We start from the raw sequence: 12,970 nt of genomic DNA, 5'->3' as shown, positions 1-12,970 counted from the left end.
CCGGTCGTGTCCACCTCAACCGAGCCCGCCAGCACCGAACCTCGGCCGTCCCCCGGCGGCCGCGTGAGCTCGGCGGTGGACAGCGATTCCCTAGGGCCGGCCGATCGCGTCTCGCCGACCTGGACCGAGCCGCTGGCGCAGAAGCTCAGCCGCCCCTTCGGCGGCCGGCTCGGGCGGCACGCACAGGTCGGGCGGCAGTGGTTCTGGACGCCGCTGCGGGTGATCCTGCTGCTCGCGGTGCTGGTGCTGGCCGCCGCGTGGCTGTTCAAGGCACCCTGCCAGGTCACCTACGAGACCGACAGCGGCCCGCAGCTGGACTGGCGGAACAGCAAGCAGTACACCGCGATGTGCTACACCGACATCATCCCGCGCTACGGCCTGGGTGATCTCGCGCCGGACACCGCGTTCCCGTACAAGACCTCGTGGTTGGAGAACCCCGGCACGCCGCAGCAGCAGGTCCGGTACATGGAGTACCCGGTGCTGACCGGGTTGTTCCAGTGGGTCAACGCGCGGGCCGCGGATGGTTGGGCGACCCTGGCGAGCTTCGGGTGGTTGCCATCCGCCCTGACGAGCGTGCTGTATTTCAACATCTCGACGTTCTGGCTGGCCGCGGCCTGGTTGGTGACGATCTGGGCACTGGTGCTGCTGTGCCGCCGACGCGTTTGGGACGCCGCGCTGGCGGCGGTGTCACCGCTGGTCTTCGTGCACGCATTCACCAACTTCGACGTCCTGGCCACGGCTTTCGGTACTGCTGGGTTGCTCGCTTGGGCGCGGCGCAGGCCAGTGCTGGCCGGGGTGCTGATCGGGATCGGCGGCGCGGCGAAGCTCTATCCGCTGTTCTTCCTTGGCCCGCTACTGGTGCTGGCCTGGCGGGCCGGGAAGCTGGCGGACGCGCTGCGCTCGGTGCTGGCCGCCGCAGTGGCCTGGCTGGTGATCAATGTGCCGATCCTCGTGCTCTACCCGGCGGGGTGGCGGGAGTTCTTCCGGCTCAACAACGAACGACCGGCCGATCCGGACTCGCTCTACAACGTGCTGATGCATTTCACCGGCTGGGTGGGCTTCGACGGCCCGCTGCGCGACGGCGCCACGCCGACGGTGCTGAACTCGGTCAGCATTGCCCTGTTCCTGGTCGCGTGCCTCGGCATCGGGTGGTTGGCGCTGGCCGCGCCGACCCGGCCGCGGTTGGCGCAGCTGTGCTTCCTGGTGGTGGCGGCGTTCCTGCGGCGTTCCTGCTGACCAACAAGGTGTGGAGCCCGCAGTACTCGCTGTGGCTGGTGCCGCTGGCGGGGGTGGGGGGCTGGCGATCCCGCGCTGGCGGCTGCTGCTGAGCTGGATGATCATCGACGCCGCGGTGTGGGCGCCGCGGATGTACTACTACCTCGGCACCGGCAACAAGGGGCTGCCGGAGGGCTGGTTCCTCGGCGCCGTGGTGATCCGCGACGCGGTAGTGGTCGCGCTGTGCGTGCTGATCATCTTCGAGATCGTTCGGCCGGAGCGGGACAAGGTCCGCGCGGCCCTCGCGATGCGGGGCGGGCGTGAACCGGGCGCCTTCGACGACCCCAGCGGCGGAATTCTGGACGGAACACGCGACCAGTTCGTGTTACCCGGTATCGCCCGTTGGGCTAAGGAACGGTCCGCATCCGGGGAGCAGCCCCTAGCGTCGAGGCGGTGATCTTCCCCCGCCCTGGAGGTGCTCCGCCGATGCTCGCCCGTCGATCCCTGACCATCGTGCTCACTGCGGCAGCCGCGCTGGCCGCGTGCGCAGCATCCGCATCGGCCCAGGAATCCGGCGGGCTGGACATCCGGCTGGGCGAGACCGGGTGCCACGACCTGTACCCGCTGGCCACCGCGTTCCCGTTGCTGAGCATGTTCTTCCCCGGCGACTTGAGCCGGACGCCGTTGGTGCGCTACGAAATCCGCGGGCTGCCGGAGGGCCAGGGGTTCGTGCCGTTCGAGGTGGCCGTCGACGGCGAGCGGCGGGGCGTCGGGGGCGTCGGCCCCGGGGGTCTGGTGTCCGCGCAGGTCGCGCTGGCTGGCGCGGGGGCGGCCGAAGTCCGGGTGACCTCCGGCGACCGGGTCCTCGCGAGCCGCACCTACCAGTCCAGGTGCTGACCGAGTCCGCAGTGCGAGGTGCCCGCTCGATCCCCCGGCCGAGCGGGCACCGACATGTTCGGAGCAAGCCCGTGGGACTACGTCTGCGGGTTGACCTGGGTCAGGGGAATCTCGGGGTCGCTCCCTGACGCGTCGCGCCGCCGCAGCGGCGAACATGGAGACATGATGACGTACCGAATGCCCCTTTCCCGGCCGAGCGAGAAGGCGATGATCGCGGGCGTGTGCGCCGGTCTGGCCGAGCGGTTCGGCATGAAGCCGTTCACCATGCGCCTGCTATTCCTGCTGTCCTGCCTGCTGCCGGGACCGCAGTTCATCATCTACATCGTGCTCTGGATCCTGATCCCGAAGCGCTGAACTGGCTGCGCGCAGGGGCCGGAACCGACCACGTGCCGCTAGGAACGGCGGACGTACCAGGTCGTGACCAGGAGCGTGCTGGCGATCAGGATGCCCGCGGCGACGAGCGCGGAGCGGATGAGCAGCGCCGCGCTCACCGCTCCCGAGCTCAGCGCTTGGAGCAGCGGGAAGGCAAGCGGAATCCACTTCGCCAGCAACGCGATCGCGAACAGCGCTGCCGCCGCGATCACCGTGTAGCCGATGCGCCGGACGACCAGCCCGGAGCACGGCAGGGCGACGGCGACGCCGAACGACGCGCACACGACGTGCGCCAGCAGCCCGACGCCGAGTTCACCCGGCGAATAGCCGAGCCCGAACGAGACCTCAGCCCAGGCGACGGTGAGCAACGCGAGCCCGACCGAGCACAGCAGCACTGCGAGCACCGTGCCGAGCAGCATCCGGGTCGTCGAGCCGACGTGGGTTTGGGTGATCGTGCGTTGCACGGCGTCCTCCACGTCGACGAGCGCGATCGTCAACCAACCGGCCACGATCAGCAGCCCGGCCGCGGTAACCGCGAAACCGGGCAGCGCGGGGCCGTCGTTGTTGCTGTAGAGGATCGCGAGCAGCCCGACGTAGAGCAGCACCGGCGGCAGGTAGCGCTGCGAGTGGCCCAGCACGGCCAGCTGGTAGCGGACCAGCGGGATCATCGGCTGCCCGCCCGCACCCGCGAATCCACCGCGCGCACCGCGCAGCCCTGCTGGATCGCCTCAAGCAGCAAGGATTCCCGCTCGGACACGGCCACCACCAGTTCGTGCTCCGACCGTCTTAATCGGACTGCCTGCACGCCGGGCCGGGCGGCCCAGTCCACGGCTTCGCCGCCGCACAGCACGATTCGGCAGGTCTCGACCTCGGCCTCGAGGAGTTCGAGCTGCCCGTCGGCGAGCCGGTGCGAGCGCGTGGCGACCGCGTGGACCATTTCCGGCCGGTGATCGGTGAACACGACGGCAGCGCCGGCCGCCGAGACCTCGTGAATCACCTCGGTGAGCACGGTGCGGGCATCGGGGTCCAGGCCGGACCACGGTTCGTCCAGCACCAGGAGCTCCGGCTCGCACAGCAGCGCCTGCGCGAGCCCGACCTTTTGCGCGTTGCCCTTCGAGAGCTCGCGCAGCGGCGTACCCGGGCCACCGGCGAGCGCGAACCGGTCGAGCCACCGGTCGGCCCGAGCCGAAGCTTCCGCAGTGGACAATCCGCCGATCCGGCCGAGGTGGCGAAGGTAGGCGCGGGCGCTCATCCGCTGCCGGGCGGGAAACCGGTCCGGCACGTACCCGGTGCGCGGCCGCCCGGTGACGGTTCCGCCGGACGGCCGGGAAACGCCGGCGAGGATCCGCAGCAGCGTGGACTTCCCGGACCCGTTGGAGCCCAGGATCCCGACGGACTCACCGTCCTGCACGGCAAGATCAACGCCCCGGAGCACCGGCCGGGCCCCGTGGCGCTTGGTAACCCCCGAAAGCTCTCGAACGGCCACCCCAGCCTCCATCACACGAGTTGTCCACAACATGCGGTGTGTCGTGATCCGACACGCCGGAATGGTCCAGTTTCAATTGAAATCGGATGTCCAGTTTCAATTGAAACTGCGGTGGTCAGCGGCGGGAGTGGGCGTCGAGGACGTAGGCCACGGCCGAGGTGACCTTGGCCGCGAACGCGAGGTGCAGCGACTCGTCCGGCACGTGCGCGTTGCTGTCCGGCCCGAGCGCCCCGGTCACGAGGAACTGCGCGTCCGGGTAGGCGTTGTGCAGCAGGCCCATGAACGGGATCGAGCCGCCGAGCCCTATCGTCCGCCAGTCGGCACCGAACACCTCGTTACTGGCCTGGTCCAGCGCCTCCGTCAGCCACGGCGCGGGGTCGGGCGCGTTCCAGCCCAGCCCAGCCTCGGAGGCCCCGAAGGTCACCTTCGCGCCGTACGGCACGTCGGTGGTCAGCCGCTGCTCAACCGCGCGCAGCGCCGCCTCCGGGTCGGCCGTCGGCGGCAGCCGGAAGCTCAGCACCAACGTCGTGAAGGGCCGCAGCACGTTGCCCGCGTCCGCGGGCTTGGGCAGTCCGTCGGCGCCGATCACGGACAGCGTCGGCCGCCAGGTGCTGTTCAGGGCGAGCTCGACCTCGTCCTCGTCGACCGGCCGCAAACCCTCCGGCCACGGCACGACGTTGCGCACCAGGCCGGGCACGGCCTCGATCGCCGCCCGCGCCTCGGCGACCCGGTTCTCCGGGATCTGCACATTCAGCTCGGGCACCAGGATCTCGCCGGTCGCGGAGTCCTCCAGCCGATCGAGCAGCTGCCGCAGCACCCGGAACGAGCTGGGCGCGATGCCGCTGGCGATGCCGGAGTGCAGGCCGCTCTCGAGCACCTGCACCTTGACCTCCAGCGACACCATGCCGCGCAGCGAGTTCGTCAGCCAGAGCCGCTCGTAGTCGCCCGCGCCGGAGTCCAGGCACACCACCAGCGACACGTTGCCGAGCCGGTCGGACAGGAGCGAGAGGTAGGCGGGTAGGTCGGGGCTGCCGGACTCCTCGCCGGTCTCCAGCAGCACCACGCAGCGCGCGTGCGCGCCGCCGTGCGCTCGGACCGCCTCGATCGCGGTGATCGCCGCGTACCCGGCGTAGCCGTCATCGGCGGCGCCGCGCCCGTACAGCCGGCCGTCGCGGATCACCGGGGTCCACGGCCCGAGCCCTTCGGACCAGCCGCCCAGCGGCGGCTGCTTGTCGAGGTGGCCGTAGAGCAGCACCGTCTCGTCCGGGGCGCCCTCGGTGGCCGGGATGTCCACCACCAGCAGCGGGGTGCGTTCCGGCAGCCGCACGACCTTGATGTTCGCGCCGGCGATGTCCCGCGCCGCGATCCACGTCCGCAGGTGCTCGATGGCGGCGTCGAGGTGCCCGGCGGCGGCCCACCCGGCGTCGAAGGCGGGCGAGATCGCCGGGATCTTCACCAGCTCGGAGAGGCTCGGCAGAACAGATTCGTCCCACGCCTGGTCAACGTTCTTCGCTAGGGCTGCACGATCCACGCCGCGATCCTATGCCCGTTCCGACCTGGTCGTCGTGGATGGCCGGGACCTCTCAGCAGCCCCCGAGAGGCGTGCAGCCCGCTGGGGTAGCGGGCACAGAAAGGACCATGAAGGGCATGCCTGCCGCGGCGGACCGGTCTTCGACGTGGACCGCCCCGATCGCCTGCCCGACCGGATCCCGCTGTCCGAAGACCGCCAGCGTCGCCCGGTCCGCCGGGAACGGGATCAGGTCGTCGCCGAGGTCGCTGCCGTGCACGATCCCGGCGAGCGCGACGGTCAGCAGGTACCAAAGTCGCGAGAGCACCGAATTGCGGACCTTCGGGTCCGGTACGTAGCGCGTGCTGGCGAACGACCCGCTGGCCGCTTCGGGCCGGAGGAGCCCGCCAGCGATGAGCTGGTTCAGCCACATCTCGTACAGGCGAGCCTGCTCCCTCAAGAAACTGGTCAGCCGGATCGCCGTGCGCCGCTGCACCAGCTCGCCGAACAGCTTGTCCAGGAGCGGGTGCCGCGTCGCGGTCGGATCGGTGACGAAGGCGTAGCTGCCGTCGATCATGATGCGGCGTTGCAGGGCCAGCTCGCCGATCACACCTGCGGCGACGGCGAGTCTGGTCGAGGAGCCGTGCTCGTGTCCGGCAGCGGTGCGGCCGATCAACATCAGTTCCTCGGGCAGGATCAGTTCCACGATCGAGTCCTCAGCTGCCGGCCGTCGTGGCGGCGGTGGTCGCGGCCGCAGCGCTGGCGGCGATCGCAGCGGTCGCGGCGGCGACCACGGCTTCAACGGCCTTGCCGAGCTGCTCGCCCTTGCTGATCTCCTTCAACCGCTTGCGTTCGGCCCGCTCCAGGCCGAGCGATCGGACTAGGCCGGTCGCGTGCACCATCGCCGCGAGCAGCGCCTGCCGGTTGTCGAGTTCGACCTCGTCGCGGGCGACCTTGCGGATCTCCTCGATCAACGCCTGCCGCGCCCCGGGGTCCGGGAAGTACTTGTTGTACGGGATGAACAGCACCGACTTCTGCTCGCAGCGCATCAAACCCCGCTCCGCCAGCGCGGCGCAGTGCACCTTGCGCACGCTGCGCCGGTGCTGGATGAAGCTCGTCGCGGCCACCGGCTTGTTCGCCGCGCCGGCCTTCCGCACCAGGAACGCAATGCACTCGTCGAGCCAGCCGATGCCGCTCGGACTGGCATCGACGACCTGCACCTTCTTGCCGGCGAACTCGACCCGGTGCCGCAGCACGAGCTCGCCGAGCTCCGCCGCCCCGGTGTGATCGGACGTCGAGTAGTGCGAGCCGTTGTCCTTCTGGAGCAGCAGTACGAACTCTTCGGGCAGGGTCAGCGCGGTCATGCACCCATTCTCCCAGCGAAACCGGCTTCACGTGGCTGAATCCGCCAAGTGCAGGTCAGACGCGACCCATCGCCGCGAGGAAGCGCATCGCCAGCGGCTCCACGGGCACGATCTCATGAGCTTCAAGCGGGCGACCTTGGTCTCCGGCACCTCGGCGGCCTGGGCGAGCTGAACGGGTGTCCAGCCCTGCTCCTGGCGTACCAGGCGCACCAGGTCCTCGGTGTCGTGGGGGCTCAGTCATGAGAAGCCGTCCTGGCCGTCCAGCGGTCGAAGACGTCGACCTTATCCGGAGCTGGCGGGGAGGAGCGCTTCATCCGCCCGCAACCACGATCACCGCCGGAACCGCCGTGATGGCCACCACCGCCGCAGTGACCGCGGTGCCGACGGTGTTGCCTAGGTCCTCGGCCTCGGCGATGGTCTTCAGCCGCGCCCGCTGGGCCCGGTCGAAACCGAGCAGGTAGAGCAGCCCACTGCGGTAGACCAGCGCGCTGAGCAGCGCCAACCGCCCGTCCACCGGCCGTTCGTCGACAGCGACCTCGCGCAACTCGGTAAGCAGCGCCCCGCGAACGGCACGTTCCGGGTAGTAGCGGTCGTCGGGCAGCAGGCCCAGGAACTTCCGGTGCTCGCGCCGCAGCAACCCGTGCTCGACCAGCACCATCCGATGCGTCGCGAACGCGCCGGTGCGGCCCTGCAACCACCCGCTCAGCTCGGCCGGGCGGTTCGCCCGCCCCGCCCGCTGCTGGAGGTCCGCGAGCAACCGGTCCATCCACGGCAGCCCGCTCGAAGCGGTGTCGACCAGGCGCACCGCCGTGCCCGCCAGCTCGACGCGGTCCCGCAGGGCCAGCTCGCCGATCTCGGCGGCGGCGGTCGCCGTGTTCGGGTTTGCGCTGACGAAGTACGTCCCGTTGTCCTTGCACATCAGCAGGGCCAACTCGTCGGGCAGCGCAAGCGGGTTGGCGAACTCGGCCACGAGTCCAGTCTGTCCCATTTCCGGGCGGGCGGCTGCGGAGAACTCGGCCCACCCGCTCGTCGACTTCGGCGACCGATCCGGCGAAAGGGTGCAATGGTGCAAACGAGACGATCACGGCGGGAGGACTGCCGTCGCAATATCGGTACCGCGATGGTCCACAAAGCATTAGTCGGATCTCCATTACTTCGATGACCTGCGATTTTCGCCTGATCGGGGGCGAACTACGGTGATCTCGTGGGAAGACGCCGGCCGGGCCGCGGCCGCGCCGAATCCCTGTGGCAGGGCTCACGGAATCGGCCGGTTTCGTGCCAGGATGGCGGGGAGCGATCCAACCGCTCCGGCTAGAGCAATCGGGTGACCCACCAGGTCACCGGCGCTTCGGTCGGGGCTGTCGGGCCACACCGCCACAAGCGGATGGACCGGCGCGACACGAGGAGATCACGCATGTCCCCCGAGCAATGGACGCGACCCGAAGCCGAAGGTGCCGCCGGCCCCCCTGCCGCTATCGCAGCGAAACCCACACGGGAGCAGGTGATCGCCGGTTTGCGCGCCACGAGCGAAGGTGGAGCTGACCTGGTTCAGCTACTCACCCCGGAAGGCCAGCGGGTAACACACCCCGACTTCGACATCGACGTTTCCGACGCGCAGCTGCGCGACCTGTACCGGGACATGGTGCTGGTCCGCCGCGCCGATCGGGAGGGCAACGCCCTGCAGCGGCAGGGCCAGCTGGGCATCTGGGTTCCGCTGCTCGGCCAGGAAGCCGCCCAGATCGGCGCCGGCCGGGCGATGCAGCCGCAGGACATGGCTTTCCCCAGCTACCGGGAGCACGGCGTCGCCTGGTGTCGCGGCATCGACCCGACCGAGGTGCTGGGCATCTTCCGCGGTACCGACCACGGCAGCTGGGACCCGAACAGCATGCGGTTCCACCTCTACACGATCGTCATCGGCAACCAGTGCCTGAACGCCACCGGCTACGCGATGGGCCAACGCTTCGACGGCAAGGTCGGCGACCCGAACGGCGAGGCCACCGTGGTCTTCTTCGGCGACGGCGCCACCAGCCAGGGCGACGTGCACGAGGCTATGGTTTGGTCGGCGGTCTACGACGCCCCGGTGGTGTTCTTCTGCCAGAACAACCAGTGGGCGATCTCCGAGCCGCTGGAACGCCAGACCCGCGTGCCGCTCTACCGCCGCGCCAGCGGGTACGGCTTCCCCGGTATCCGGGTGGACGGCAACGACGTGCTGGCCAGCCTCGCGGTCACCAAGTGGGCGCTGGACGAGTGCCGCCAGGGCAACGGGCCGGTGCTGATCGAGGCGTTCACCTACCGGATGGACGCGCACACCACCTCCGACGACCCGACCCGCTACCGGCTGGCCGACGAGCAGGAGGCCTGGAAGCTCAAGGACCCGATCGAACGGCTGCGGGTGCACCTGGTCCGCGAGCAGATCGCCGACCAGGGCTTCTTCGACGGCATCGACGCCGAGGCCGACGAGCTCGCCGCCCGGCTGCGCGACTACTGCTTCAACATTCCCGAACCACCACCGGAGCGAATGTTCACCGAGGTTTATGTGGAGGACACCCGGCAGTTGGCCGCCCAGCGCGAGGATTACCTCCAGTACCTGGCCGGTTTCGCCGACGAGGCGAAGGCAGGAGGTGTGCGCTGATGGCCGCGCCCGCATTGGAGCGCCCGACCGCAACGGCCGGCGCCCAGACCGTCACGATCGCCAAGGCGCTGAACATGGGCCTGCGCGCGTCGCTGGAACGCGACCCGAAGGTCCTGGTGATGGGCGAGGACGTCGGCAAGCTTGGCGGCGTCTTCCGGATCACCGACGGCCTGCAGAAGGACTTCGGCGAGCACCGCGTGCTGGACACCCCGCTGGCGGAGTCCGGCATCATCGGCACCGCGATCGGGCTGGCCATCCGCGGCTACCGGCCGGTGTGCGAGATCCAGTTCGACGGGTTCATCTTCCCCGGCTTCGACCAGATCGTCTCCCAGCTGGCCAAGCTGCACTTCCGCAGCCAGGGCAAGCTGAAGATGCCGGTCGTGGTGCGGGTGCCCTTCGGCGGCGGCATCGGCGCCGTGGAACACCACTCGGAGTCGCCGGAATCGCTGTTCGCGCACATCGGCGGCCTGAAGGTGGTCTCCTGTTCGAACCCGGTGGACGCCTACTGGATGCTGCAGCAGGCCATCGAGTGCGACGATCCGGTGCTGTTCTTCGAGCCGAAGCGCCGCTACTACGAGAAGGCCGAGCTCGACCCGAGCACGCCGCCGGTCCCGCTGTTCAGCTCGCGCGTGGTGCGCGCGGGTTCGGCGGTGACCGTCGCCGCGTACGGGCCGATGGTGCGCACCTGCCTCGACGCGGCGACCGCCGCCGCCGAGGACGGCCTGGAGCTGGAGGTCATCGACCTGCGCACGCTGTCCCCGCTGGACCTGGACCCGGTGTTCGACTCGGTGCGCCGCACCGGTCGGTTGGTGCTGGTCAGCGAGGCGCCCGCAGAGGCTTCCGTCACCTCGGAGATCGCCACCCGGGTGCAGCAGGAGTGCTTCTACTCGCTGGAAGCGCCGGTGCTGCGCGTGACGGGCTTCGACACGCCCTACCCGCCCAGCAAGCTGGAGGAGGGCTACCTGCCCGACCTCGACCGGGTGTTGGACGCGGTCGACCGCTCGCTGGCGTACTGAGAGCCTGGTCTCCGAACTCGTTTTGAGCGGCGGTGCCGGTGGCGGAACCTCAGACTCCGTCTGATCTGCGGGATCCCCGATTTGCGCGGGTGTCCACTAACGACGTCTGAGAACCCGCGGCGGTGCCGGTTGTGAGGGTGGGCCAAGCGCCTTCGGCGCTTCGAAGACAAAACCAACAAAGTTCGCCAACAGGCTCTGAGGGAGTCGTTCGATGGCACTGAAGCACTTCCCGCTACCCGACGTCGGTGAGGGGCTGACCGAAGCGGAAATCCTCGGCTGGCGCGTCCGGCCCGGTGACACCGTCACCGTCAACCAGGTGATCGTCGAGATCGAGACGGCCAAGGCGTCCGTCGAGCTGCCCTGCCCGTGGGCCGGCACGGTCCGCGAGCTGCTCGTCGAGCCGGGCCAGACAGTCGAGGTCGGGTCGCCGATCATCGCGATCGACCTCGAAGGATCGGCCGGCGAATCGGCCCCGGCCGCGGAGTCCGGCAAGATCGGCGAGGAGTCCAACGGCCGCATCGCCACGCTGGTCGGCTACGGACCGCGAACGGCTAGCGCGAAGCGCCGCCCGCGCAAGGGCCGGGCCGGGACGCAGCCCGTTGCGGCGCAGGTCGTGGAGGTTCCGGCACCGGCTCCCGAACCGGTCGCGGCAGCTCCCGGGGTGTCGCAGCAGGGCGGCTACGTGCCGCTGGCGAAGCCGCCGGTGCGCAAGCTGGCCAAGGACCTCGGGGTGGACCTGCTCGCGCTGGCCGGGTCCGGGTCCGGCGGCGTGATCACCCGCGCGGACGTGCAGTCCGCCGCGGGTGGCGCGGCCGTGCCAACCACCGCAGCACCGGCCGGGCGGGAGCGGCGGGTACCGATCAGGGGCGTCCGCAAGGCGACCGCGCAGGCCGTGGTGGACAGCGCGTTCACCGCGCCGCACGTCACCGAGTTCCTCACCATCGACGTCACGCCGATGATGGAGCTGCGGGAGCGCCTGAAGTCGCACCCGGAGTTCCGCGGGGTCAAGATCACGCCGTTGGCATTCGCGGCGAAGGCCGTGTGCCTCGCCGCCCGCCGCACCCCGGACGTGAACGCCACCTGGGACGAGGCGGCTGGCGACATCGTCTACAAGGACTACGTGCACCTGGGCATCGCGGCGGCCACGCCGCGCGGCCTGGTGGTGCCCAAGGTCCGCGACGCCGACCAGCTGTCCCTGAAGGAACTGGCGGAGGCGCTGGAGCGGCTCGCAACGACCGCGCGGGAGGGCAAGACGACCCCGGCGGAGATGGTGGGCGGCACGATCACGATCACGAACGTCGGCGTGTTCGGCGTCGACACCGGGACGCCGATCCTCAACCCGGGCGAGTCGGCGATCCTCGCGCTCGGCGCGATCCGCGACATGCCGTGGGTGGTGGACGGCCAGGTGGTGCCCCGCAAGGTGTGCCAGCTGGCGCTGAGCTTCGACCACCGGGTCGTGGACGGCCAGCAGGGTTCCCAGTTCCTGGCGGACGTCGGGGCCCTCCTGGCGGACCCCAGCATGGCCATCACGTACTGACCGAGCTGACCGAGCCAAAGGGCACCTCCGACCGGCCAAGTCGGTCGGAGGTGCCCTTTGGTCGTTCACCGGCGTTTGAAGGTGCGGGCGCCTTCGGCGGGCGTCCAGTGCTGGATGACCAGGTGGGTCTGGTCATCGGAGACACCCGTCGTCGTCACCTCGGTGACTTCGAGGCGGAAGAGGTGCGAGTCCTCGCTCGGCGGGCTGACCTCTTCGACCCAAGCGTGCTGCTCATCACCGGTGACCTCGACCGCCTGGCCGGCGATCTTCACGTCCGGGCTCGCCATCAAGCCGTCGCCGGGGTTGGCATGCAGCGCGAACCGAGGATCCCGGCGCAGGTCCAGGGCCTTCCTGGAGCCCGGCATCGAACCCAGGGTCAGGTCCGGGCCGCGCCAGCCGACCTCCGTGCAGCTGACCCGCGGCGAACCGTCCCGGCGCAGGGTGGCCAGCACGTGGTGCTTGGCAGCCTCCAGCTGCGCCCGGGCGGTCTTCGCCAGTTCGGGGGCCTGTTCAGCGAATTCCTGCCACGTCGTCATGCGCGCCATCGTGGCAGGCGTCACCGACAGCGCACGTCAGATCAGTCTCCCTTGCGCCGCCGCCCGCGGCGCCGGGAACCGCTGCCCGCCGATGCCGCGACCGGCTCGGCCGCCTCCGCGGGTTCGTCCGCCGCCGCCGACTTCTGCTCGTCGTACTCGCGGAGGAAGTCGAAAGCGTGCTGGTCGAAGTCGTGGATGTCGAGCTCAGGCAGCTCGCCGAGCTCCTTGTTCAGTTCCCGGAAGATCGGTGTCTCCAGGTCAGGGGTGGTCTTCTTCACCGCTTCGCCCTCCCGTTCACTCTCGAAGCTGTGGCCGGGCCGCCGCGCGCGGCATCGTCGCCCACCACGTCCCGTTCCGATCCCTCCCCGCGGCGCTCGCCCGGCGCGGTGCCGGGCACCGCTGGGCACC

The 12,970-nt window shown here is 70.1% G+C and carries 13 protein-coding genes and 1 pseudogene; 6 read left to right on the top strand and 8 right to left on the bottom strand.

All coding sequences use genetic code 11. The features are described 5' to 3' along the window. Window positions 1-63: 63 nt before the first annotated feature. From SSPN_RS46875 to SSPN_RS0132065, 3 genes and pseudogenes are all read left to right on the top strand, one after another. A pseudogene (locus tag SSPN_RS46875) lies at window positions 64-1,672 on the top strand (glycosyltransferase family 87 protein). A gap of 29 nt (window positions 1,673-1,701) precedes the next feature. Further along, on the top strand, window positions 1,702-2,112 hold the full coding sequence (locus SSPN_RS0132070) for a hypothetical protein (protein ID WP_010313108.1): 411 nt from the start codon (window positions 1,702-1,704) through the stop codon (window positions 2,110-2,112). Window positions 2,113-2,289: 177 nt separating this feature from the next. Beyond that, complete coding sequence (locus SSPN_RS0132065; protein WP_010313106.1) at window positions 2,290-2,466, top strand: PspC domain-containing protein; 177 nt, start codon at window positions 2,290-2,292, stop codon at window positions 2,464-2,466. A 38-nt stretch (window positions 2,467-2,504) separates the two neighbouring features. Here the strand turns inward: SSPN_RS0132065 and SSPN_RS0132060 are convergent, their stop codons facing one another. From SSPN_RS0132060 to SSPN_RS46870, 6 genes are all read right to left on the bottom strand, one after another. Continuing rightward, window positions 2,505-3,152: a hypothetical protein gene (locus SSPN_RS0132060; RefSeq protein ID WP_010313104.1), complete on the bottom strand. Its 648-nt coding sequence runs from the start codon at window positions 3,150-3,152 to the stop codon at window positions 2,505-2,507. Then, complete coding sequence (locus tag SSPN_RS0132055; RefSeq protein WP_029535931.1) at window positions 3,149-3,982, bottom strand: ABC transporter ATP-binding protein; 834 nt, start codon at window positions 3,980-3,982, stop codon at window positions 3,149-3,151. Before SSPN_RS0132055 ends, SSPN_RS0132060 begins: the two co-directional genes overlap by 4 nt. 103 nt (window positions 3,983-4,085) lie before the next feature. Continuing rightward, window positions 4,086-5,501 (bottom strand): M20/M25/M40 family metallo-hydrolase, encoded by a 1,416-nt coding sequence (locus tag SSPN_RS0132050; protein ID WP_010313099.1) that lies wholly within the window; start codon window positions 5,499-5,501, stop codon window positions 4,086-4,088. A 52-nt stretch (window positions 5,502-5,553) separates the two neighbouring features. Beyond that, entirely contained in the window at window positions 5,554-6,183 is a 630-nt protein-coding gene (locus SSPN_RS0132045; protein WP_010313097.1) for a GOLPH3/VPS74 family protein, read from the bottom strand. Window positions 6,184-6,193: 10 nt separating this feature from the next. Continuing rightward, window positions 6,194-6,841 carry a GOLPH3/VPS74 family protein gene (locus SSPN_RS0132040; RefSeq protein ID WP_010313094.1) on the bottom strand — a complete coding sequence of 216 codons (648 nt, stop codon included), beginning with the start codon at window positions 6,839-6,841 and terminating at the stop codon, window positions 6,194-6,196. A 310-nt stretch (window positions 6,842-7,151) separates the two neighbouring features. After that, window positions 7,152-7,811 carry a GOLPH3/VPS74 family protein gene (locus SSPN_RS46870; RefSeq protein ID WP_010313092.1) on the bottom strand — a complete coding sequence of 220 codons (660 nt, stop codon included), beginning with the start codon at window positions 7,809-7,811 and terminating at the stop codon, window positions 7,152-7,154. Window positions 7,812-8,255: 444 nt separating this feature from the next. On the opposite strand from SSPN_RS46870, the gene pdhA reads away from it, so the two are divergent. The 3 genes from pdhA (at window position 8,256) to SSPN_RS0132015 (ending at window position 12,026) form a co-directional block, all read left to right on the top strand. Continuing rightward, window positions 8,256-9,473 carry a pyruvate dehydrogenase (acetyl-transferring) E1 component subunit alpha gene (gene pdhA, locus SSPN_RS0132025; protein WP_010313090.1) on the top strand — a complete coding sequence of 406 codons (1,218 nt, stop codon included), beginning with the start codon at window positions 8,256-8,258 and terminating at the stop codon, window positions 9,471-9,473. Next, window positions 9,473-10,489 carry an alpha-ketoacid dehydrogenase subunit beta gene (locus SSPN_RS0132020; RefSeq protein WP_010313088.1) on the top strand — a complete coding sequence of 339 codons (1,017 nt, stop codon included), beginning with the start codon at window positions 9,473-9,475 and terminating at the stop codon, window positions 10,487-10,489. The genes pdhA and SSPN_RS0132020 overlap by 1 nt, the downstream gene beginning before the upstream one ends. Window positions 10,490-10,700: 211 nt before the next feature. Further along, window positions 10,701-12,026 (top strand): dihydrolipoamide acetyltransferase family protein, encoded by a 1,326-nt coding sequence (locus SSPN_RS0132015; protein ID WP_010313086.1) that lies wholly within the window; start codon window positions 10,701-10,703, stop codon window positions 12,024-12,026. A gap of 65 nt (window positions 12,027-12,091) precedes the next feature. Here SSPN_RS0132015 and SSPN_RS0132010 read toward each other — a convergent pair whose 3' ends face one another. Both SSPN_RS0132010 and SSPN_RS0132005 read right to left on the bottom strand, forming a co-directional pair. Further along, complete coding sequence (locus SSPN_RS0132010) at window positions 12,092-12,562, bottom strand: pyridoxamine 5'-phosphate oxidase family protein (RefSeq protein ID WP_010313084.1); 471 nt, start codon at window positions 12,560-12,562, stop codon at window positions 12,092-12,094. A gap of 41 nt (window positions 12,563-12,603) precedes the next feature. Beyond that, window positions 12,604-12,840: a hypothetical protein gene (locus SSPN_RS0132005; protein WP_010313083.1), complete on the bottom strand. Its 237-nt coding sequence runs from the start codon at window positions 12,838-12,840 to the stop codon at window positions 12,604-12,606. Between the last annotated feature and the right edge of the window lie 130 nt (window positions 12,841-12,970).

The sequence above is a fragment of the Saccharopolyspora spinosa NRRL 18395 genome, from assembly GCF_000194155.1.
Lineage (GTDB): Bacteria > Actinomycetota > Actinomycetes > Mycobacteriales > Pseudonocardiaceae > Saccharopolyspora > Saccharopolyspora spinosa.
The sequence above is the reverse complement of the archived record's forward strand: the minus strand, read 5'-3'. Positions and strand labels throughout refer to the sequence as shown.